This window comes from Planctomyces sp. SH-PL62 (genome assembly GCF_001610895.1).
Lineage (GTDB): Bacteria > Planctomycetota > Planctomycetia > Isosphaerales > Isosphaeraceae > Paludisphaera.
Genome location: NZ_CP011273.1, coordinates 3,089,607 through 3,110,806 on the forward strand (window position 1 = coordinate 3,089,607; position 21,200 = coordinate 3,110,806).

A 21,200-nucleotide genomic window follows, 5' to 3' on the forward strand; every position below is an offset into this window, starting at 1 on the left:
GGAATGCCGCTCTTGATGTAAGGGATTAATCATGCCTTGCTTCATCGTCGCCGACGACGAGTCGATCGCCTCCCGGATCCGGTCTGTACTGGCCTTCCACAAGCGGGACTGCCCGAAGACGAACGTCCTGCCGACCGACCAGGCGGCGGGGCGGCTGGGCCGCGAGCCGGCCGTCGGGTTGGTGGTCGCGGTCCTGCCGCCCGACCCCGCGACGGCGCTCGAGCTGCTGGCGCGGCTGGCGCCGATGGCCGACGGCGGGCTGCTGGCGGTCGGCCCGACCTCGGACGCCCGGCTCGTCGTGCAGGCCCTGCGGACCGGCGTCCGCGACTACCTGGACAGGTCCGACCTGGAGGCGGAGCTCGACGCGGCGGTCAAGCGGATGGCGGCGTCGACCCACGCCGGGGCGTCGCACGGCCGGGTGGTCGCCGTGCTGGCGCCCAGCGGCGGCTCGGGGTCGAGCACGATCGCCGCCAACCTCGCCTCGGCGATGGCGGCGGAGCACGGGTCGGCCGGGCTGTTCGACCTCAAGCTGGAGGCGGGCGACCTCGCGGCCCTGCTGGACCTCAAGCCGACGTACACCCTGGCCGACCTCTGCAAGACGGCCGCCCCGTTCGACAAGGTGATGCTCGAACGCTCGTTCGCCCGCCACGAGTCGGGCGTGAGCCTGCTCGCCGCCCCCCGGCGGCTGGCCGATGCGCCCCTGGTCCGCCCGGAAGGGGTGGCCCGCGCGCTCGACCTGGCGCGATCGCTCTTCCCGGCCGTGGTGGTCGACGTCGACCACCACTTCCGCGACGAGCAGCTCGTGGCGATCCGCGACGCCGACGTCCTGGCGGTCGTCTTCCGCCTGGACTTCAACTCGCTGCGGAACGTCCACCGGACGATGGAGCACCTGGGCCGCCTTGGCCTGGCCGGCGACCGGGTCCGCCTGGTCGTCAATCGCTCCGGCCAGCCCGGCGAGGTGCCCCACGCCAAGGCGGAAGAGGCCCTGGGGGGCGTCATCGCGTTTTCGGTCCCGGAAGACGCCCGGACGGTGGCGCGGGCCAACAACAACGGCGTCCCCTTCGTGATCGAGGCCCCGTCCTCGAAGGTGGCGAGGAGCCTGGTCCAGCTCGCCAGGCTGCTGGTCCCGCCGTCGGCGCATGCCGGGGCGTCGGCTTCCGCCGAATCGAGGCCCGGTTGGCGGCCCTGGCGGAAGCGAAACGTCGCCGCGCTTTAGGTCCGACGACGCCCCGAAACGCGTCCTAGGGTTGGGTTGGGCCTCGGTTCGAGTCCCCGGCGGGCGGCGCGACCGCGGCCCTCGGCATCCCGGAACGGAAGAATCCGATGAGCATGACTGACGTGCATCTGGACCGGCGGGGCTCCTCCCCCCCCTCGGCGGCGGAGCGGCACCTGCGGATCAAGAAAGACCTGCATGAGAAGCTGATCTCCGAGCTGGAGCTCTCGTCGATCGGCTCGATGAGCCAGGACGAGATCCGCGAGGAGATCCGCCGAGGGGCCGAGCAGCTCTGCATGCGGCACGACGACCTGCTGAGCCTCCCCGAGCGGGAGCGGCTGATCGAGGAGGTGCTCGACGAGACCTTCGGCATCGGCCCGCTCGAGGGCCTGATGCGCGACGCGACCGTCTCCGACATCCTGGTCAACGGCCCCAAGGTGGTCTACGTGGAGCGTCGGGGCCGCCTGGAGCGGACCGACGTCGTCTTCAACGACGAGAAGCACCTCCAGGAGATCGTCCGGCGGATCGTGGGCCGGGTCGGCCGGCGGATCGACGAGACCTCCCCCCTGTGCGACGCCCGGCTCCCGGACGGCTCGCGCGTCAACGCGGTGATCCCCCCCCTGGCGCTCGACGGCAGCCTGCTGTCGATCCGGCGCGCGGGGAAGTCGCCGCTCCTGACGCACGACTTGGTCGAGAAGCGGGCCATCACGCAGGAGATGGTCGACTTCCTGGCCGCCTGCATCAGGGGGCGGGTCAACATGGTCATCTCGGGGGGGACCGGCTCCGGCAAGACGACGCTCCTGAACGCGCTCTCGGCGTTCATCCCCGAGGACGAGCGTGTGGTGACGATCGAGGACGCGGCCGAGCTGCGGCTCCAGCAGCCGCACGTCGTCCGGATGGAGACCCGGCCGCCGAACATCGAGGGGGAGGGGGCCATCTCCACGCGAGACCTCGTCAAGAACTCGTTGCGGATGCGGCCCGAGCGGATCGTCGTCGGCGAGTGCCGGGGCTCCGAGACGCTGGACATGCTCCAGGCCATGAACACCGGCCACGACGGCTCCATGACCACGATCCACGCCAACGACACCCGCGACGCGATCGGCCGTATGGAGATGATGGTCGGCATGGCGGGCTTCGACCTGCCGATCTGGATCATCCGCCGCCAGATCGCCTCGGCCGTGCAGATCCTCGTCCAGGCGTCGCGGCTCTCCGGGGGCGTGCGGCGGATCATGAAGATCTCGGAGATCGTCGGCATGGAGGAGGACGTGGTCAGCATGCAGGACCTCTTCGTCTTCAAGCAGACGGGGGTCGACGAGGACCGGGCCGCGCAGGGCTACCACTTCTGCACCGGGGTCCGGCCCAAGTGCCTGGAGCGGCTGGAGGAGGCGGGCATGAAGCTCCCGCCCGAGATGTTCGAGAGCCGGATCCTGACGTCGAAGCCCCTGCCGGAGCCCCCGCCCCCCGATGAGGACCCGCGCGGCGGGGAGCGGCTCTGGGGGATGTTCGGCCGGGGTCGCGGGGAGGGGGCGTGATGAACGACGTGATCGTCCTGGGGCTGGCGGCGGCGTCGGCCGTCGCGTTCGTGGTCGCGGTGTTCCAGGTCGCCTCGGACCTGTTCCTCCGCGACCGCGCGCGGATCAGCGACCGGGTCGACGTGGAGTTCCTCAAGAAGAAGGCGGCGGCGTCGGCCGCGAAGGCGAAGAAGGCCTCGCTGTTCAAGAACCTGGACCAGATGGACGCCGCGGTCCGGGCCGGCTCGGGCTCGCCGACCTGGAGCCAGGCGTTCGAGTCGATGGTGGAGCAGTCCGGGCTGGAGGTCACGCCGGGGCGGCTGCTGTCGATCGCCGGGGGGGCCGCCGCGGCTTTGGGCCTCGCGGCGTTCGCCGCCCGGGGCCGCCCCCTCGACGCGGCGCTCGCGGCGCTGCTGGGGGCCGTCGCGCCGATCTTCTACGTCAAGAAGGTGCGCGACGCCCGCATCGAGCGGCTCCGTTCCCAGCTCCCGGAGGCCTTCGAGCTGATGGCTCGGGTGGTCCGGGCCGGGCAGAGCCTGGGGCAGGCGGTGCTCGGCGTGGCCCAGGAATTCCCGCAGCCGATCTCGGCGGAGTTCGCCTACTGCTACGAGCAGCAGAACCTCGGGCTCTCGCCGGAGGTCACGTTCCGCGAGCTCACCCGGCGGACCGGGATCGTGGAGCTGAAGATCTTCGTCCTGGCCGTCCTGGTGCAGCAGCAGACCGGCGGCAACCTCGCCGAGATGCTCCTGAAGCTCTCCGCGGTGGTCCGCGAGCGCTACCGGATCCGGGGGGCGGTGCAGGCCCTAACCGCCGAGGGGCGGATGCAGGGCTGGGTCCTGGCGGGGATGCCGCCGGTGATGCTCCTGGTCCTCCTGCTGATGAACCGCGACTACGCGATGATCCTGTTCGAACACTCCGAGATCCTCATGGGGACCTTCGCCATCGAGATGGTGGGCGTCCTCTGGATCCGCAAGATCGTCAACTTCGACTTCTGATCCTGATCCTGATCCTGATCCCGATCGCGAGGAGCGGCCATGGACGCGGATTCGGTCATCCTGTTCGTCGTCTTCGCGGCGACCGTCGGCCTGGCGACGCTCGCCGGCCTGGCGTTGTCGGGGAAGGGGCGGCGGCTCTCGGACCGGCTCGACGAGCTGGCCGGCAAGGCCGAGCGCGCGGAGCGGCCGGAGTCGGTCGCCAAGCTGGCGCGGGCGGCCCTGCCGAAGCTCGGCAAGGTGATCGTGCCCGATAACGAGGTCGAGCGCAACCGCCTCTCCACGAGGCTGGTGCAGGCGGGGCTCTACCACCGCCAGGCGCTCCACGTCTTCCTGGGCGTCAAGCTGTCGATCATGCTGGCCGCCCTGGTGCTGGGGGCGGGGCTGACGCTGACCGGCGCGGCCCCGCCGGCCTATACGATGGGCGCGGCGCTGGGCCTGTTCATCGCCGGCATGATCGGCCCGAGCTTCTGGCTGGACCGCCGCCGCGGCAAGCGCCAGCTCAAGCTCCGCCGGGCCTTGCCCGACGCCCTCGACGTCTTGATCATCTGCCTGGAGGGGGGGCTGAGCTTCCAGAGCTCCCTCAAGCGGGTCGCCGAGGAGATCGTCTCGGCCCACCCGCTGCTGGGCTATGAGCTGCGGATCGCCGACCGCGAGATCCAGCTCGGCCGCTCGCCGGCCGAGGCACTCCTGCACTTCGCCCAGCGCAGCGACCTGGACGAGGCGCTGTCGCTCTCCACGGTCGTCGGCCAGTCGGAGCGGTTCGGGGCCAGCCTGGTCAAGAGCCTGAAGACCCACTCCGAGACCATCCGCGAGCGCCGCAAGGTGCAGGCCGAGGAGCGGGCGCAGAAGGCGGCGACCAAGATGCTCTTCCCCACCCTGTTCTGCATCTTCCCGGCCATCTTCGTGATCCTGCTGGCGCCGGCCGCCTTCCAGGTCATGAAGTCGATGGGGAGCCAGGGGGACGTCAAGGGCGGGGCGGGCGCGTCGGCCCCGTCAATCGCCGCGCGTCGCTGAGGCCCGCGTCAGGGCGGGGTCCGGGCGGCGCGGGGGCGGGATCGGGCCGGGATCGGAGCCGGGACGGCGGCGGCGAGGGCCTCGCCCGGGAGGAAATCCGGCGGGGCGGAGCGGGCGGCGAGGGCGGCGTCGGCGGCGCGGAGGCCTTCGCGGGCGGCGGCGGAGGCCGGCTTGGCGGCGGCGACCTCCGCGTAGATCGCCCGCGCGTCCTCCAGGCGTCCCTCCATCGCCAGCACCAACGCCAGGTTCGACTGCGCGTCGGCCCGATCGCAGCCCGCCTTCGCGAACTCGACGAGCGCGGCCTCGCGTTCCCCCTGGCGGGCCAGGACCAGGCCCAGGTTGTTGTGGCTCCGCGCGTGGCGCGAGTCTTTCTTGATCGCCTTGCGGAAGCACCCTTCGGCGTCCGCCCAGCGGCGCTGGAGGTAGTAGCTGTAGCCTCGGTCGCACAGGACGTCCGGGTCGTTGGGGGCGAGCTTGACGGCCCGATCGAAGTGCTCGTCGGCCTGCTTGCGCTCGCCCCGCTCCTCGGCCAGGACCGCCAGCCGGACCTCGGCGTCGGCGCGGCGGGGGTCCTTCTTCAGGGCGTCGCGATAGGCGGCCTCGGCCCCGGCCAGGTCGCCCGACTCCTCCTGCGAGCGGCCCAGCGCGACCTCGACGTCGGCCGCCTGCCGTCGCGAGACCTTCGACGGGCCCAGGCCGTTCAGCAGGCTCGCCGATTCGTGCTCGACGCGGCGGCCGGCGCCGCCTCGGCAGCCGGCGCCCATGGCGAGCGCCGCCGCGACGAGGGCCAACCCGAGAATCCGGCCTGCGCGAGCACCCGGTCGCATGATCATCCCACCCTTCCGTTCGGTTTCATTCCGTTCAGGCCGACGATGGCGAGGCACCCCGCTCACTGGCCGGGGACCGCCCCGATCATCTGGTTGGTGACGCCGCTGGGGCTGTTCACGCCGTTCGCGTTGATCGGGATCGGCGGGCCGTACTGCTGGGTCCGGTTCAGGATGTTCGCGCTGATGACCTGCGAGTTCACGCCCGACATGCCGAACGGCAGCGGCTGGCCGACGAGCACGCGGTCCTCGGCGATCGGGAACGACGCGGCGGCCAGCAGGTCCAGGACGGCCCGCCGCCGCTCGCCGGCCAGTTCCGGGTCGTTCGGCGTCCGCTCGACGATCAGCGGGTAGGGGCTCGCGGCGAGCTGGGCCGACAGCTTCTGGAGCTGGTCGCGGCCCCGCTCGTTCAGCTCGGCCGAGCCCGGGACGAAGTCGTAGTGGTGCAGGGCGAGCCGGGCCTCGGCGCCGTTGGCGGCCATCGTCCTCCCCATGGCGTGGACCGACGTCCCCAGGGGCCGGGGCTTGAACTCCTCGGGGTAGCCGAGCACCTTCCCCTGGGCCCGCCGCCAGTGCCACGACCGGATCTTCTTGAAGAAGAAGTGCGGCCCCTTCCTCTCGAGGGCGACCGGGTCGAGGGGGGGCCGATCCAGCCGGGTCTCGACGTCGTCGGGAGGGGCGTCGACGACCACGGGCGCGGGGAGGGCGACCGGGGGCCGGCGGGGCGGGGGCGGGAGGCCGGGGCGGTGGGATCACGACCGCCGCGCCGCCGCCGCCCTGCTGCGCCGAGGCCTCGCGAGCCGTCGCCGGCCCGAGCCCCAGGCCCAGGCCGAGGATCAGGGGGGCGCACGCCTGGAAGCGTCGGAAGGTCGGCTTCATCGCGGTTCGCTCCTGGTTCACTTCGAGTACCCCACGGGGCCGCTCAGGTATTTGCGCTCGATGAGCGCGGGGCGGACCAGATGGAGCGGGTCGTCGTACATGGTCGTCGCCCGCGCGTCGACCCCGGTGCGGCCCTCGATCCGGTTCATGAAGAAGAACTCCAGGTCGTTGGGCTGGTCGATCTCGTCGCCGGGCGTGGGGGGGACCTGGCCCGGTCGCATCGGCTCGATGAGGTACGGGGTCACCAGCACCACCAGCTCCTTCTCGACCCGGTTGCTCGTGGTGTTGCTGAAGAAGGCGCCGATGTAGGGGAGGTCTCCCAGGCCGGGGATGCGCTGGGTCTGGCCGTCCAGGGTCAGCTGCATGAGGCCGGCGATGGCCAGCGTCTCCCCCTGCTTCAATTCGACGGTGGTGTGGGACCGCCGGATGTTCAGGCCGGGGACGGGCGTCCCGCCGGGGACGAGGGTGGTCCCCAGCGAGAAGTCGATCGAGCTGACCTCGGGGTCGACGGTCAGGCGGATGGTCTCGCCGTCCTCGACGAAGGGGAGGAACGCCAGGCGGACGCCGAAGTCCTTGAACTGCACCTGGACGTTGCCGCCGCCGACGCCCCCGCCCAGCCCCGAGTTGATCGGCACCGGGAACTGGCCGCCGGCGAGGAAGTCGGCCTGGTGGCCGTTGAGCGTCACGAGGTTCGGCTCCGCCAGGATCTTCAGCAGGTTGTTCCGCCTCAGCGCCGAGAGGACCACGTTGAATCGGGCCTGGGAGAACGTCCCGAAGACCGTGGAGCCCGCCCCCATGGCGATGTTCCGCGGGTCGACCTTCGAGATGTCGGGATTGAAGGTCGACCGGCCGATCCGCCCCGGCTCGAACGACGAACCGCCGATCTGGGTCCCGAACAGGCTGCCGAACTGGGGGATGGAGGCCAGGAAGTCGGCGCCGATCTCGCGGAACGCCGTCCGGTTCAGCTCGGCGACCCGGACCTTGAGCAGCACCTGCTGCGAGGTCGGCACGCGGATCAGGTTGACGACCTGGGTCTGGTTGGTGGCGATCTGGTTGGCCGTGATCGACCCCGGCGTGGACGGCGGCGCGATCGGGCCCCCTCCCATCCCTCCGGCCATCCCGCCGAGATCGCCGGCGAACCCGACAGGGCCGAGGCGGTCGTTCACGGGGGTCGGCGTCGCGGCGGGGGGTGTCATCGGGGAGCCGCTTTCGGGGGCGTCCGGGTCGGCCTCCTCGATCGCGTTCCGGGCGTTGCCGACCTGACCCTGGATCACGACCCGCTGGGCGTTGCGGATGTATCCGTCGATGGCCAGGACGATCCGCGAGACCTGGCTGACGTCGCGGGCCTGGCCCTCGACGACGACCTTGTCGCGGAGCGGCGACAGGCTGAGGCTGGCGTCCGGGAACAGCCGCTTCAGCTCCGCCTCCAGCGCCGGGAGGTCGGGGATGATCCGCAGCTCGTACTCGAACGTCCGCCCGGAGGCCGCGGTGATCATCAGGTCGGTGATCCCCAGCCGCTTCCCCATCAGCCGGATCTGCCTCGGCCCAATCTGGAAGAAGTCCGCCACCATCGGGTCGCCGACGGCCAGGAACGGGGCGGGCTTGCCGGGCTGCGCGAGATCCTCGGGGAAGGTCAGGAATCGGCCCTGGCCGACCTTGATCTCGATGACCGACGACGGCGAGGCCCCCGAGAGGACCGGGGCCGTGGGACCGTCCGGAAGCGCGGGGATCGCGAGCCCGCCCGAATCGGCCTCGGCGTCGAGTTCGGCCTCGACCCGGGGAGGGGGGGGCAGGGGGATCATCGGCGGCGCGGGCGAGGCGTCCTGGGCGGCAAGGCCCGACGCCGACAGCATCAGCGCCGTCGCGAGGAGCGACCTCGCGAAGGCCCCGCCCCGGTCCGTCCCTCGGCTCGTCGTGCGCGAATCCTTCATGAGCGGGCCGCCGCCGAATAAACGAGATAATCGTCAAAGTCCGTTATTGGACTTCTTCGGCGCGTTCGCTCCGGCGACTTGAGCTTAATCGCCGCTCGACGGTGGGTCCGCGAAAAGTTTCCCCCCTTCTTAGGCCGTGCCGGCGGCGCAGCCCGTTCCTCGACGTCCCGCCAAGTCTGGGCGTCCTTGGCGAGACGCCGGCCGGGGCCCGCGGCGGGCCCCGGCTCCGGTCCTGGCTTCGGGCGTCAGGAAGGCTTGGCCTCGCGTTCGATCTGTTCCTCGATGGACTTGTCGCCGGGGACGCCGGCGACCGATCCGGCGGAGAGGTCGCCGCTCGGCGAGCCGCTCGCGCCGGGGATCGGGCCGGTCCCGGAACCGCGTTCCTCCTCCTCCAAGTCGTCCCCGCCCCCCGCCCGCAGGTCGCGAGGGTCGTCGCTGGGCTGGCCGCCCATGCCGAGGGCCCCGTGGCCGCTGCTGGTCGGGCCGCGATTCTTCTCGCCCTTGTTGGATCCCACGTTGGGCATGACGTCTCTCCTGGATGAGGGGCCTGGTGGCGGCGCGATCCGCTCGCGTCGGGTTTCGACGAATTTCTCCACACGCAAGACCCATGCCCGCGGGACGATGTTCGAGGCCGCATGGTTTCCCCGACCGGGCCAGGCCCCCACTTGTCGATTCCGGGCGGGGGTCGTAGTCTGGGGGCCGGAGAAGGCCGAAGCGTCGGCCGTTCCGCCCTCAGCCGCCGTACGTCGGGAACCGTTCGATGATCACACCGCTCAGGATTCGCGGGATCGTTCTCGTTTGGGCCTGCCTCGGGATCGGGGCGGGGGGCGCGGGACGCGCCTTCGCGGAAGAGGCCCCGGCGCCGTCCGGCAAGCCCAGGTTGGCCGACTACTTCGGGTTCCTGCCGCTGGAGATCTACAAGCTCGAATACCGGATCAGCAACCTGACGCTCGCGGACGTCGACGGCGACAAGGTCGACGACGTGATCGTCGCCGACAACGCCCGGTCGCGGATCGACCTCCTCCTCTCCTCCCAGAAGCCCGCCGGCGCGGCCGACTCCCGGCCCTTCCGCAAGGAGGTCAACGACCTGGAGTCCGACAAGCGGATGCGGTCCGCCAACCTCCCGGTCGATCGCGAGATCGTCAGCCTGGGCGCCGGCGACTTCAACGGCGACGGCAAGCCCGACCTGATCTTCTACGGCTCCCCGGCCGAGATCGTCATCCTCCACAACGAGGGGGCGGGCAAGTTCGGGCCCCCCAGGCGGATCAAGTGCGGCGACGCCGTGGAGGCCCCCAACGCCCTGGCCGTCGGCGATTTCGACCAGGACGGCCGCGACGACGTGGCGCTGCTGGCGGAGGGCGAACTGGTCCTGATCCGCCAGCCCGAGCCCGGCGTCCTCTCCGAGCCCGAACGGGTCCCGCACACGGCGACCAACCCCCGGATGGTCAAGATCCACGACCTCGACGGCGACGGCGCGGCCGATCTCGTCATCATGGACGGCGACCCCGAGCACCCGATCCACGTCCGCTTCGCCACGGCCGACAAGAAGCTCGGGCCCGAGCGCCGGTTCGCCCTGGCGACCCCCCGGGCCCTGGCGTTCGGCCAGATCGACGGCAAGGGGGGCGTCGAGCTGCTGACGGTCGAGGAGCAGTCCGGCCGGGGCAAGGTCTACACGCTCGACGAGTCGGCGCCCGACTCCGACGACCGCTGGGGCCGCCTGGTCTTCTTCGGCTTCCCCAGGGGGAACGAACGCGGCCGCAGCCTGGCCGTGGGAGACCTCGACGGCGACAAGCGCAAGGACGTGGTCGTCACCGACCCGGCCAACGCCCAGGTCTGGGTCTACCGCCAGGCCGGCGAGGCGGGCCTCAGCACCGGCGAGTCGTTCCCCGGCCTGCTGGGGGGCAAGGGGACCGTCCTGGCCGACCTCGACGGCGACGGCCGAGACGAGGTCTACGTCCTCTCCGAGCAGGAGAAGCAGATCGGCCGGAGCCGATTCGAGGAGAACCGTCTGACCTTCCCCGCCGCCCTGCCGATCAAGGGCGAACCCGTCGCCATGGCCCTGGCCGACGTCGACGAATCGGGCAAGCCCGCCCTGGTCTACGCGGCCAGGTCCAAGCCGGGGGCCGACTCCTTCGAACTGCGGGCGATCCGCGCCGACGGGCCCGGCGGGTTCGCCGAGGTCAAGTTCGGCGCGACCGAGTCCGCGCCCCTCGCGGGCCTCTCCGGGGCCCCCACGGCGATCCAGGCCTTCGATGTGAACCACGACGGCGAGACCGATTTCCTGGTCTTCAGCGCCTTTGGCTCGCCGATCCTGCTGCTGGGCCAGAAGGACGAGGCCCTGAAGCCGTTCACCGGCGGCCTCGGCCCGCTCGGCGGCGCGACCCCCGCCGCCCTGACCGTGGCGGACCTGGACGGGCCCGCCCTGATGGTCGCCCAGAACACCTTCGCCCGCCGCGTCCAGCTCGACGACCAGGGCCAGTGGCAGATCAAGGACCAGTTCAACGCCGCCCGAGGCACGGCCCAGATCCAGGGCGCCGCTGCGCTCGACCTCGACGGCGAGGGCCGCAAGGACGTCGTCCTCCTCGACCGCAGCACCAAGTCGCTCCTGTTCCTGACCCCCAAGGACGGCGTCTACCGCCAGGCCGGCAGCCTCTCCGTGGGGGCGGTCAACTTCGACGGCCTGCACGTCGGCGACTTCGACGGCGACGGACGCGACGACCTCCTGATCGCCGGGACCGACCGCTTCGCCGTGCTCCAGACCGGGGGACGCGGCCGCCGCCTCAAGGTCATCGCCAGCTACGAGCCTCGCACCGTCGAGGGACGGCTCGGCGACCTCATCGCCGGCGACTTCAACGCCGACGGCGTCGCCGACGTGATCTTCACCGACGTCGCCGAACAGGCCCTGGACGTCGCCACCTTCGACGGCGGCGAGGACCTCCTCCACGCCCTCACCTTCAAGCTCTACGAGCGCAAGTCGTTCCGGGGCGGCGGCGCCTCGTTCGAGCCCCGGGAAATGGCCGCCGGCGACGTCGACGGCGACGGCCGCACCGACCTCGTCGTCATCCTCCACGACCGCGTCGTCATCCTCCGCCAGGACCCCGGCCCCGACGAGAAGAAGCCCCCCGAGACCGCCGCCGCCCCCCAGTAACCCCGGGTCGCCCGCCGCGAGCGGGGAAGAGCCGTAGGCCGGATGAGGGCGACGGCCGCCGTCGCATCCCCAGGCCGGCGCGGGCCTCCGATCGCGCATCACGGTCTCCCACCCTCGCGGGGGAAGACGAGCGCGAGAGCCGTCGGGATTCGCAACCCGGCCGCTTGAAACGCCGACGGTTTTGGTGCTCAAAATGGTCTTCCCCCTGGCGGGGTAAGACAGACGCCGGAGGCGTCAGATGAGGGGGAGGACGAGCACGGAAGCCGTCGGGATTCGCGGTCCGTCCGCTCGTACCACCGTCGGTCTTCGTGCTGGTCTTCCCCCTCATCCGGCCCTGCGGGCCACCTTCCCCCGCGAGGGGGGAAGGACTTCATGCTTCCGATCGGAGCGCCCGGGGCTTCGAAACGCGAGCGGCCCCGCCGAATTGGGCGGGGCCGTGTCGCGATCGCGGGAGGGCGGATCCGATCAGGGATTGGCCTGCTTGACCTCGATCACGCCGACGTCGATGTACTGGCCTCCCTTGTCCTGGCGGCAGGAGACGGCGATGACGTTGCGGCCGGCCTTGAGGGCCTGGGCGGCGTCGGGGCCGAGGGGGACGAGTTCGTAGTTCGACACCCACCGGCCGAGCTTGGCGACGGACTGGCCGTTGAGGAAGATCTCGGCCTCGTCGTCGTGGTGGATCGAGAGCCAGATCTGGCCGGTCGGCGCCTCGGCGAGGTCGATTTCCTTGCGGATGCGGATCTCGGGGGTCGTCCACTCGGTGTTGACGACGGTGTTGGGGGTCTCCTTCGTGCCGAACCCGGAGAGGCCGGACGCCCAGCCGGAGTCGTCGAAGTCGGGCTGGTTCCAGCCCTCGGCGGCGACGTCGTCGGTCGTGTACTTCCACTCCTGGGGCGCGGTCTGCGCGGTGGGGATCAGGACGTTCGCCCGCAGCGGCGCCGCCACGTCGTAGAGCGCGGCGTGGGCCTGAGCCACGGCGTCGACCGGGAACTTCATCACCTCGCGGTCGTAGGTCATGAAGCCGTTGACCTCGATCTCCACGTCGGTCGTCTGGGTGTAGACCGCGGCGCTCAGGCCCAGGCCGGCGAGCACCTTCAGGCGGTCGACCAGGCCCAGGTAGCGTTCGCCCAGCTCCTCGGGGCTCTTGAAGCTGACGTAGCCCCAGTTCCCCTTCTCCAGCAGGACGTGGCCCTCGATCGGCAGGCCGAGACCGCCGAACTCGCCCAGCACGGCCGCCCGGTTCTCCTCGAGGGCGGGCATTCCGGGGCCGGGGTAGTTGTGCATGTCGTTCACGTCGCCCACGCCCTTGTCGGTCCAGCCGCTGGCGTTGTTGACGATCCGGGTGGGGTCGTAATCCTTGGTCCAGGCGACGACGCGCTCGGTGTCGTGCTGGCCCCAGCCCTCGTTGAACGGCACCCACATGACGATCGACGGATGGTTGTGGAGGGCGTCGACGACGGCCTTCCATTCGACGTCGAACTGCTCATGGTCGGCGTCGGTCTTGTTGTCGCCGGAGGGCATGTCCTGCCAGACGAGCAGGCCCATCTCGTCGCAGTAGCGATACCAGCGGGCGGGCTCGACCTTCACATGCTTGCGGATCATGTTGAAGTTGAGCTGCTTCGTCACGTCGAGGTCGTACTTGAGGGCCTCGTCGGTCGGGGCGGTGTAGAGGCCGTCCGGCCACCAGCCCTGGTCGAGCGGGCCGTACTGGAACAGGGGCCGGTCGTTGAGCATCAGCCGGACCACGCCGGCCTCGTCCTTGCCCAGCTCGATCTTCCGCATCCCGAAGTACGAGCCGACGGCGTCGCCGGCGCCGAGCGTGGCCTTGAGGTCGTAGAGGAAGGGGGAGTCGGGGCCCCAGAGCTTGGGCTCGGCGATGGCGATCTTGATCGGCTCGCCGGCCGGGCCGGTCCCCTCGGCGATCACGTCGTCGCCGTCGAACACCAACACGCGGACGGCCTCGCCGGGCTCGCCGCCGACGACCGTGGGGGTGACGTGGACTTCCCCGGCGTCGACGTCCGGGACGATCTTCAAGGAGTCGATCCGCGCGGCGGGGACGGGCTCCAGCCAGACCGTCTGCCAGATGCCGGTGACGGGCGTGTACCAGATCCCCTCGGGCTTGAGGACCTGCTTGCCCCGGGGCTGGCCCCCCTGGTCGGTCGGGTCCGTGACCGCGACGACGATCTCCTGGCCCGGCTTGCCGAAGTCGAGCGCGTCGGTGACGTCGAAGCTGAACGGATCGTAGCCCCCCTTGTGGCTCCCGACCTCCTTGCCGTTGACGGTGACGGTCGCCGCCCAGTCGACGGCCCCGAAGTGGAGCAGGAACCGCGTCCCGGCGGCCGGCTCTTCCAGGGCGAACGTCCGGCGATACCAGAGCGTCTCGTCGGGCTTGACCCCCTTCTTCACGCCGCTCAGGGCCGATTCGATCGGGAACGGGACGAGGATCGGGCCGTCGAACACGTCGGGCCGGGCGTCGGCCGTCGGCCGGACGGCGTGGTCCCACAGGCCGTTCAGGTTCGTCCACTTCTCGCGGACGAGCTGGGGACGGGGGTATTCGGAGTGCACGGTGGCCGGGTCGACCTGGGCCGCCCATCGGGTCTTGAGCGTGCTCGGGGCGGGCTCCCAGGTCTTCGCGTCGTCGGCGGCGAGGGCGATCGCCGGCGCGGCGGCCAGCAGGGCGCCCAAGAGGATGCGTCGCACGGGTTGAATCCTTTCCGATTCGAATGCGGTCGGAGACGCCGGCCGTCGCGCCGGTTCGTCTCCGAAGGGGTGGGGGTTCGATTATCGCACGTAGCTCACTCGGTTTCCACGGTCACGGCCATGACGACCGGGGCGGTCTGGTCGTCCCCCTTGACCAGCTCGACGCGGGCCACGGGCTCGCGACGGGCCGGCTCGACGCGGACGTGCCGAAGCTGCCGACCCCCCAGGTCGAAGGCCAGGTCCGAACCCGGCACGTCGACCACGCGGATGTAGTCCGCGATGTGGACGCCGTCGAGCAGGGGGTGGTCCTCCACCTGGCCGTCGGCGTAGTGGAGCCGGACGATCAGGGAGACCGTCTTGCCGGGCTCGCCGCCGTTGTACGCCCAGCCGCCGACCCCCCCCAGGATGTGGACGGCCTTCGCGGGCGCGTTGCAGTCCAGCGAGACCGATCGCGGCATCTTGGGGGGAAGCGAGCCGATCGGCCCGTTGAGCATGATCGCGTTGGGCGTGCGGTCCCCCCTGGGGTCGATCAGCTGGTACGGGACGCCCTGGAACTCCTTGGGTCCCCAGTCGGGGAAGATCAGGCGTTCCACGGGCGACTCGGAGGCGTAGAACATCCCCTTCGTCGTCACGACCGTGGCCGCCTTGCGCAGGTCCAGCGGCAGGAACTTGCCGCGCCGGGCGAGGAAGGCGAGGAGGTCCCTCAGGTCGGCCTCGCTCACCTGCTTCTCGAAGCCCTCGGGCATGATGGACTTCTTGGAAGCGGTCATCTCGTCGATGTCCTCGCGGAGGACGACGTGGGTCTTGGCGTCGGCGTCGAGCAGCTCGACGGCCGTCCTGGACTCCGAGGCCATCAGGCCGTTGATGACCCGGCCGTCGGTCGTGGCGAGGGTGTACTGGACGAAATTCCCCTCGACGCTCCGGCTGGGGTCGACGATGTGGACGAGCAGCTCGGAGCGCGGGTGCGACGCCATGCCGCTGAGGTCCGGGCCCACGTCCCCCCCCTCGCCGCCGTGCTTGTGGCACTTGGCGCACTGCTCGACGAAGACCTTCTTGCCGTGCTCCGGGTCGCCCCCTTCGAGCACGACCCTGGCGAGCTGGTCGACGACGGCCTGGCGATCGGCGTCGGGCAGGGCGCCTCCCTGGGCGATGAGCCGGGCGGCCTTCTCGGCCAGGGCCTTGTCGGGATGGGCCGCCAGGGCCTGCTTCTGGTCGAGCGTGAAGTCGTCCCAGCCGAGCCGGCCCGCCTCGACGGCGACGAGCAAATCGGCCGTCCAGTCGGCCCGGCCTAGCAGGGCGCGGACGGTCGCCGCGCGGGTCGCGGGGGTCATCCGGGGAAGGCCGTCCAGCAGGGCCTCGCCGGCCCCCCGGGCGCGACCCTTCGCCAGCGCCTCGACCAGCCCGGCGGCCAGCGCGGGGGGCGTGCGGGGGGTGATCCGCTCGACCAGCTCGGCGGCGACGGCGTCGTCCTCGGGGCGAAGCGCGACGACCTCGCGGGCGGCGGCCAGGCGTTGGTCTTCGGGCTGGGCCTCGTCGGCGATCGCCGCGAGCAGCCTCCGGGCGACGGCCTCCGCCGCCTCCTTCATGGCCGTGCTCCCCCACTGCGAGCCGAGGAAGACGAGCCGGCCGCGGCCCTCGGACGGGAGCTTGTCGAGCAGCCCGGCGAGGGCCCGCTCGGTCGCCTCGTCGAGCTTCGGCCGCTTGTCGGCGGGCCAGCCCTTGGCCTCGCCGATCACGACCTGCTGCGCGATCTCCCGGCCGACGGGGGTGAAGGCCGGGCGGACGAAGGCCTCCAGGACCGCGCCGATCGAGTCGACCGGGCCTCCCCGCGCGTGGTGCTCGGCGACGCGGGCGACGACTTGCAGCATGGCCGGCGAGGCCTGCCCCGGGGCCCTGGCCTTCGCCGAGGCCGTCGCCATCGCCTTCAGGAACGGCTCGACGTGGGCCGCCGCGGCGCTCGTGGCCGCGTCGGTCAGCCAGCGGTCGCCTTCGCCGAGGCCGGCGACGAGCGCCTCGGCGATCGCCTCGCCGGCCGTCGGGTCGGTCGGGACGTCGGCCAGGGTCAGGAGCGCCGCCAGCCGGACCTGGACGTCCGGGTCGGCGAGCGAGCCGGCCGCGAGGATCGCCGCGACGGCCTCGGCGTCTCGGGGAAGGACCTGCAAGGCGGCCCGGCGCACGCCGGCCGAGGGATGCTTGAGCGCGGAGACGGCCGCCGCTCGAGCCTTGGCGTCGGCGTCGAGGGCGTTCAAACCTCGGAGCGTCCAGAGGGCGTGGATCGCGCCGGGGTTCAGGCCGATCGCGTCGACCTTCGGGTCGGCCGCCAGGGCGAGCAGGGCGGGGACGACGTCGGCCTTGCCGCGCTCCACCAGGAGCCGCTGGGCGTGCAGCCGCCAGAACTGGTTGTCGCTCGCCAGCGCGGCGACGAGGCCGTCGGCGTCGACCGGGTCGAGCGGCTTCCAGGCGGCCGGGGGGGCGTCTTTCCAGGCGATCCGGTGGATCCGGCCGTGGGTCTTGTCTCGGAGCGGGGTCTCGTAGGCGTTCCCCTTGCCGGTCTGGAACCCCTGCGGCGTCGGGTTGTGCTGGACGATGTAGTTGTACCAGTCGACGACCCAGACGTTGCCGTCGGGGCCGATCTCGGCCATCGTCGGCGCGGTCCATTCGTCGTCGCTGGAGACGAGGTTCCAGCCGTTGTACGAGGCGAAGTCGCTCCCCTTGGGCTGGAGCGTGAACGTCGCGAGCAGGTGCCCCGTGGGCTCGGCCACGAACGCCGTCTTGTTCCAGTACGGGGCCGGGTACGCGCGGGCCGTGTAGAGCGCGTGTCCGGCGGCGGCGGTGAAGCCGCCGTGGTGGTCGACCTGGCGGACCTTGTCGGTCTCCGGGTAGATGTTGTTGGTCGCGGCGATCATCCGCAGCACGCTCGGCGACCAGCCCCGGACCGACTCGTAGTAGCGGTTCGGCACGGCCAGGAAGACGCTCGGGCAGCCGTTGGCCGTGGACGCGAAAACCAGGCCCTCCTCGCTGAAGCCCAGGCCCCATGAGTTGTTGCTGGTGCTGCGGAGGAACTCCAGCTTCGAGCCGTCGGGCTTGAAGCGATAAATCCCCTGGCCGAACTGGTGCCGCTCGCCGCCGACCTCGCCGTCGAACGCGGAGTAGCCGACGATCCCCCAGATCCAGCCGTCCGGCCCGTAGCGGAGGTTGCTCGGACCGGCGTGGGTGTCCTCGACCCCCCAGCCTGAGAACAGGACCTTGCGGACGTCGGCCTTGCCGTCGCCGTCGGTATCCTTGAGGAACAGGGTGTCGGGCGCCTGCAGGACGATCAGGCCGCCGTCGTAATAGCAGAGGCCGGTCGGGATGTTGAGCCCGTCGGCGAAGACGGTGAACGTCTCGGCGCGGCCGTCGCCGTCGCGGTCCTCGCAGAGCTTGATCCGGTCGCGGCCCGGAGCGCTTCGGTCCCGCTTGGCGTTGGGATAATCGAAGCTCTCGGCGATCCAGAGCCGGCCCTGGTGGTCCCAGGTCATGCAGATCGGCTTGGCGATCTCGGGTTCGGCGGCGAACAGCAGGGGCTCGAAGCCCTTGGGGACGATCAGGTGCTTGAGCGACTCGGCCGGGTCGAGGGGGGAGGGCATCTTGCGGTAGGGCTCGCCCTGCACCCCCCACTTGTCGGAAGGCAGGTAGTTGGGGATGTCCGAACCGGCGTCGACGATCTCGGCCGGCTTCAGGCCCGGCGCGACGGTCGGTCGGGAGTCGAACACCGGCTTCCCGGCCGCCCAGCGGATTCCGCGCTCCAGGAGGGCCTGGAACCCGGGCTGCTCCCACGTGCGGGAGTCGTGGCCGTAGGCGGTGTAGAAGACGCGGCCCTTCCCCTGGGTGCGGGTCCAGGTGTACGGCTCCTGATCGCGGAGCTGAAGGACGTGGCGGCCCTCGTCGTTGTGCTTCTCGTGGACGTAGGTCTCGTCCCAGGTCTTGAACGGGACCAGTCCCTTCATGATCGGGTGCTCGGCGTCGACGACCTTGGTTTCGAAGACGCCCGTCTCATGGCTCTTGAACTGGGCGCCGATCAGGGCGACGCACTCCGGCGAGTTGCGGAAGCAGAACGAGGCGCAGTGGACCGGGACGAAGCCGCCGCCGTTCTCGACGTACTCCACCAGCGCCTTCGCCTGCGCCGGGGCGATCTCGTCGATGTTGGCGTACAGGAGGAGGGCGTCGTAGCCTTTGAGCGTCTCCGGCTCAAGCGCGGCGACGTCCTCGGTGTAGGTCACGTCGATCCCGCGAAGGGCCAGGACGGGCGCGATCTGCGCCTCGCGGTCGGCCGGGTCGTGGTGGCCGCGGTCGCCGAGGAAGAGGACGCGGATCGGCGGCGGGGAGTCGGCCCGGACGGTCGCGGGCGAGGCCGTCAGGGCGACGGCCGCCACGCTCGTCGCGAGCAGCAGGAGGCGCAACATGGGGAGATGGCCCTCGCACGGGTCGTTCAGGATGCCGGTCGAGAAGGGCGGGGCGTCGCGGCATGAGAACGGCGCCTCGACCTCGATTCTAGCGGCGCCCTCCACGGCGGGGGAACGGGCTGGGCCGGCGAGCGCGGTTTTGACCGCGCGGCGAGCGGCCGGATCGGCTCGAACGCCAAATCCGGGAGACCCTCATCGCGGAAGCGACCTCAGCCCAGACGGCTTCTCCTTCCCTCCTTGTCTCCTGGTGGGAGAAGGTGCCGCGCAGCGGCGGATGAGGAGGACCCTCATCGCGGACGGACTGTAACTCCGGCGGTCCTCGTGCTGGTCCTCCCCCTCATCCGGCCCTTCGGGCCACCTTCCCCCGCGAGGGGGGAAGGACGTTATGGAGGCTGCGGACGGGTGCATTCTAAAGGTAGGGGATGCAGCGCCTTCCGCGAATCGCGCGTCGGCCCGCCGGGGCCTGGGATCGTTGCGAGGTGAGGAGAAAATCGCCGAACGAAGCCAATCGCGGGGCCGGAAATCGTGGCGTAAGATATTGTTTGGTGGGGAGTTGCGGCCGATGGGTTTGATTTTGGGGCGGGGCGAACGAAGCCGATTTCGGGGTCTTCGAAACGTCAGCAGGCCGCCCCGGACGCGCCATGCATGGTGCGTCCGGGGTCGGCCTGGTCGTTACGGTTCCCCGTCGAGGAGGGCGATTCCGGGGGCTCAGCCGAGGATTTCGGAGAACATCCGGTCGAGGGCCAGTTCGAGCCGTTCGGGGGTGTCGTAGGTCCCTTCGGCGATCTGGCGTCGGATTTCTTCGACCCGCTCGTGACGGATCTCGGGGAGTCGGCTGATGCCGTCGAGCATCTGGCCGAGGGGCGAGATTTCGACCTGGTCGCGAGGAGCCCCGGCGTGAACCGTGTTGCCGGCGTCAACGCTGAACGGGGCCAGTCGCGGGTAGATGGGTTGAGGGCCTTGCGCGCCCCCTGCGCCGAAGATTTCCATCGTTCGCCTCCAAGTGGGTGCCGTGGCCGAAGGCTTGGGCCTCCGGCGGATCCGGGTGCCGTTCGATAGTCGGGACGGCTGAGATTCTCGTGAGAGCGAGCCGGCTGACGATCAGCCGGGAATCTCAGCTCCGGTCTTCCTTTACCGCCTAGACGTCCGAGGTCGAACGTCGATGTCGTTAATATCGGTCCTCGGGGCCCGCCGGTTGAGTCGAAATCGGAAAAAACATCTGGCCGACGCGAGAGCCTCAGCGCCTGACGCGGCCGGCCTGCGCGGGGGCCTTGAGTCCTTCGGCCAGGAGCTGCGAGGTCTGGCCCAGACCCTGGGTGAGGGTGAGCACCTTCTGCTGGAGCTGCTGCACCTGCTGCTGCTGCTCCGGGGTGGACGGCTTGGCCTGCATGGCGTCGAGGGTCTTGGCGGCGTCGTGCAGCTCCTGGGCCCCCTTGCTGAAGACCTGGGCGGTGTCGTAGACGGCCTGGACTCGCAGGTCTTCGTTGGACGGCTTGTAGAACGGGCTGAGGACGAAGGGGTTGGTGTAGATCTTCTGGACGAGCTTGTCCCCCCAGTCGGTGGCGTCTCGGATGTTGGAGATCGAGCGCTCGATGTCGGCCCGGCCGTTGGTGACGATCTGGACCCCCTGGGTCGTCAGGAGGTCGGCCTGGTAGGCGACGCGGTTGGCCCGCGCGGCGAGCATGTCGACCTGCTCGATGGTGCGGTCGATCTTGGGCCGTTGGACGGTGAGGATGTCCTTGACCGAGCCGACGGCGTCCTTGGCCGAGCCGACGGCGAGCCGGACGTTGTCGCGGTTGTCGCTGAGGATCAACTCGACGAGCCGGGTGATGACGTCGAACCGGGTGACGGCCGCCTCGATCCGGGGGGAGGTCGCGCCGATCCGCTTGGCGAGTTCCTCGACGTTGCCGACGGTGGTCTCGAGGGCCGGCCGGAGGGCGTCGCTCATCTCCTTGACGTTGCCCGTGGCGTCCTCGAACGAGGCCAGGATCTGCCGCAGCCGGGGGCCGACGGAGTCGACCGTCTGGCGGATCTCGCCGATCGTGTGGCTGAGGTGGTTCCGCTCCTGCGGCCCCAGGCCGACCTGCTCGATGATCGGGTCGAAGAACGAGGACTCGACCCCCTGGATCGTCTGGCCGGACACCAGCGCCACGTCGGACGCGCCCGAGGCCACGACGTTGACGTGGCTCATGCCGGTGAGCCCCGGCACGATCGTGACCTTGACGTCCTGCTTGAGCTTCTTGAGGAGGGCCGCCGGCAGCGAGAGCCGCACCCGGGCGCGGAGCGAGCCCTCGACCTCGACCAGCGAGAGGTCGACGACGTTGCCCGCGTCGAGCCCGGCGATCCGGACCGGGCTGCCGACCCGGATCCCCTGGCCGTCGCGGAACACGACGTCGAACGTCTTGTGGGCCGCGAGGAACCCGGGGCCGTCGCTCGCCAGGCCCCCGAGCGCGACCACGCCGGCCAGGCCCGCCAGCACGAGCAGGCCGATCCACACTTCCCGCATCGATGTTCGTGAAGGCATTGGGGCTCCCTCCCCGGTC

General features: G+C 70.9%; 13 protein-coding genes. 5 read left to right on the top strand and 8 right to left on the bottom strand.

Going from position 1 to position 21,200, the window contains the following annotated elements; all coding sequences use genetic code 11:
* The first annotated feature begins 31 nt into the window (after positions 1 to 31).
* From VT85_RS12040 to VT85_RS12055, 4 genes are all read left to right on the top strand, one after another.
* Complete coding sequence (locus VT85_RS12040; RefSeq protein ID WP_068415203.1) at positions 32 to 1,216, top strand: CpaE family protein; 1,185 nt, start codon at positions 32 to 34, stop codon at positions 1,214 to 1,216.
* 107 nt (positions 1,217 to 1,323) lie between these two features.
* Positions 1,324 to 2,745: a CpaF family protein gene (locus tag VT85_RS12045; RefSeq protein WP_082858549.1), complete on the top strand. Its 1,422-nt coding sequence runs from the start codon at positions 1,324 to 1,326 to the stop codon at positions 2,743 to 2,745.
* Positions 2,745 to 3,719 (top strand): type II secretion system F family protein, encoded by a 975-nt coding sequence (locus tag VT85_RS12050; RefSeq protein ID WP_068415205.1) that lies wholly within the window; start codon positions 2,745 to 2,747, stop codon positions 3,717 to 3,719. The genes VT85_RS12045 and VT85_RS12050 overlap by 1 nt, the downstream gene beginning before the upstream one ends.
* Positions 3,720 to 3,758: 39 nt before the next feature.
* Positions 3,759 to 4,733 carry a type II secretion system F family protein gene (locus VT85_RS12055; RefSeq protein ID WP_068415208.1) on the top strand — a complete coding sequence of 325 codons (975 nt, stop codon included), beginning with the start codon at positions 3,759 to 3,761 and terminating at the stop codon, positions 4,731 to 4,733.
* A gap of 8 nt (positions 4,734 to 4,741) precedes the next feature.
* Here the strand turns inward: VT85_RS12055 and VT85_RS28455 are convergent, their stop codons facing one another.
* The 4 genes from VT85_RS28455 to VT85_RS12075 form a co-directional block, all read right to left on the bottom strand.
* Positions 4,742 to 5,566 (bottom strand): tetratricopeptide repeat protein, encoded by an 825-nt coding sequence (locus VT85_RS28455; protein ID WP_082858550.1) that lies wholly within the window; start codon positions 5,564 to 5,566, stop codon positions 4,742 to 4,744.
* Positions 5,567 to 5,622: 56 nt separating this feature from the next.
* Positions 5,623 to 6,249 carry a hypothetical protein gene (locus VT85_RS28460; protein ID WP_068415214.1) on the bottom strand — a complete coding sequence of 209 codons (627 nt, stop codon included), beginning with the start codon at positions 6,247 to 6,249 and terminating at the stop codon, positions 5,623 to 5,625.
* A gap of 204 nt (positions 6,250 to 6,453) precedes the next feature.
* Positions 6,454 to 8,367: a type II and III secretion system protein family protein gene (locus VT85_RS12070; protein ID WP_068415217.1), complete on the bottom strand. Its 1,914-nt coding sequence runs from the start codon at positions 8,365 to 8,367 to the stop codon at positions 6,454 to 6,456.
* A gap of 245 nt (positions 8,368 to 8,612) precedes the next feature.
* Positions 8,613 to 8,891 carry a hypothetical protein gene (locus VT85_RS12075; protein WP_068415219.1) on the bottom strand — a complete coding sequence of 93 codons (279 nt, stop codon included), beginning with the start codon at positions 8,889 to 8,891 and terminating at the stop codon, positions 8,613 to 8,615.
* 236 nt (positions 8,892 to 9,127) lie between these two features.
* Between VT85_RS12075 and VT85_RS12080 the strand changes: the two genes are divergently transcribed.
* A complete protein-coding gene (locus VT85_RS12080) occupies positions 9,128 to 11,515 on the top strand; it encodes an FG-GAP repeat domain-containing protein (protein ID WP_082858553.1) in 2,388 nt (795 codons plus the stop codon).
* A gap of 465 nt (positions 11,516 to 11,980) precedes the next feature.
* Here VT85_RS12080 and VT85_RS12085 read toward each other — a convergent pair whose 3' ends face one another.
* From VT85_RS12085 to VT85_RS12100, 4 genes are all read right to left on the bottom strand, one after another.
* Positions 11,981 to 14,215 carry a glycoside hydrolase family 2 protein gene (locus tag VT85_RS12085; protein ID WP_197491236.1) on the bottom strand — a complete coding sequence of 745 codons (2,235 nt, stop codon included), beginning with the start codon at positions 14,213 to 14,215 and terminating at the stop codon, positions 11,981 to 11,983.
* Between the two features lie 95 nt (positions 14,216 to 14,310).
* Positions 14,311 to 18,657: a PVC-type heme-binding CxxCH protein gene (locus VT85_RS12090; RefSeq protein WP_068421896.1), complete on the bottom strand. Its 4,347-nt coding sequence runs from the start codon at positions 18,655 to 18,657 to the stop codon at positions 14,311 to 14,313.
* Between the two features lie 708 nt (positions 18,658 to 19,365).
* Positions 19,366 to 19,647: a flagellar biosynthesis anti-sigma factor FlgM gene (locus tag VT85_RS12095; protein WP_068415228.1), complete on the bottom strand. Its 282-nt coding sequence runs from the start codon at positions 19,645 to 19,647 to the stop codon at positions 19,366 to 19,368.
* A 247-nt stretch (positions 19,648 to 19,894) separates the two neighbouring features.
* Positions 19,895 to 21,181 (bottom strand): MlaD family protein, encoded by a 1,287-nt coding sequence (locus VT85_RS12100; RefSeq protein WP_068415231.1) that lies wholly within the window; start codon positions 21,179 to 21,181, stop codon positions 19,895 to 19,897.
* Positions 21,182 to 21,200 lie beyond the last annotated feature (19 nt).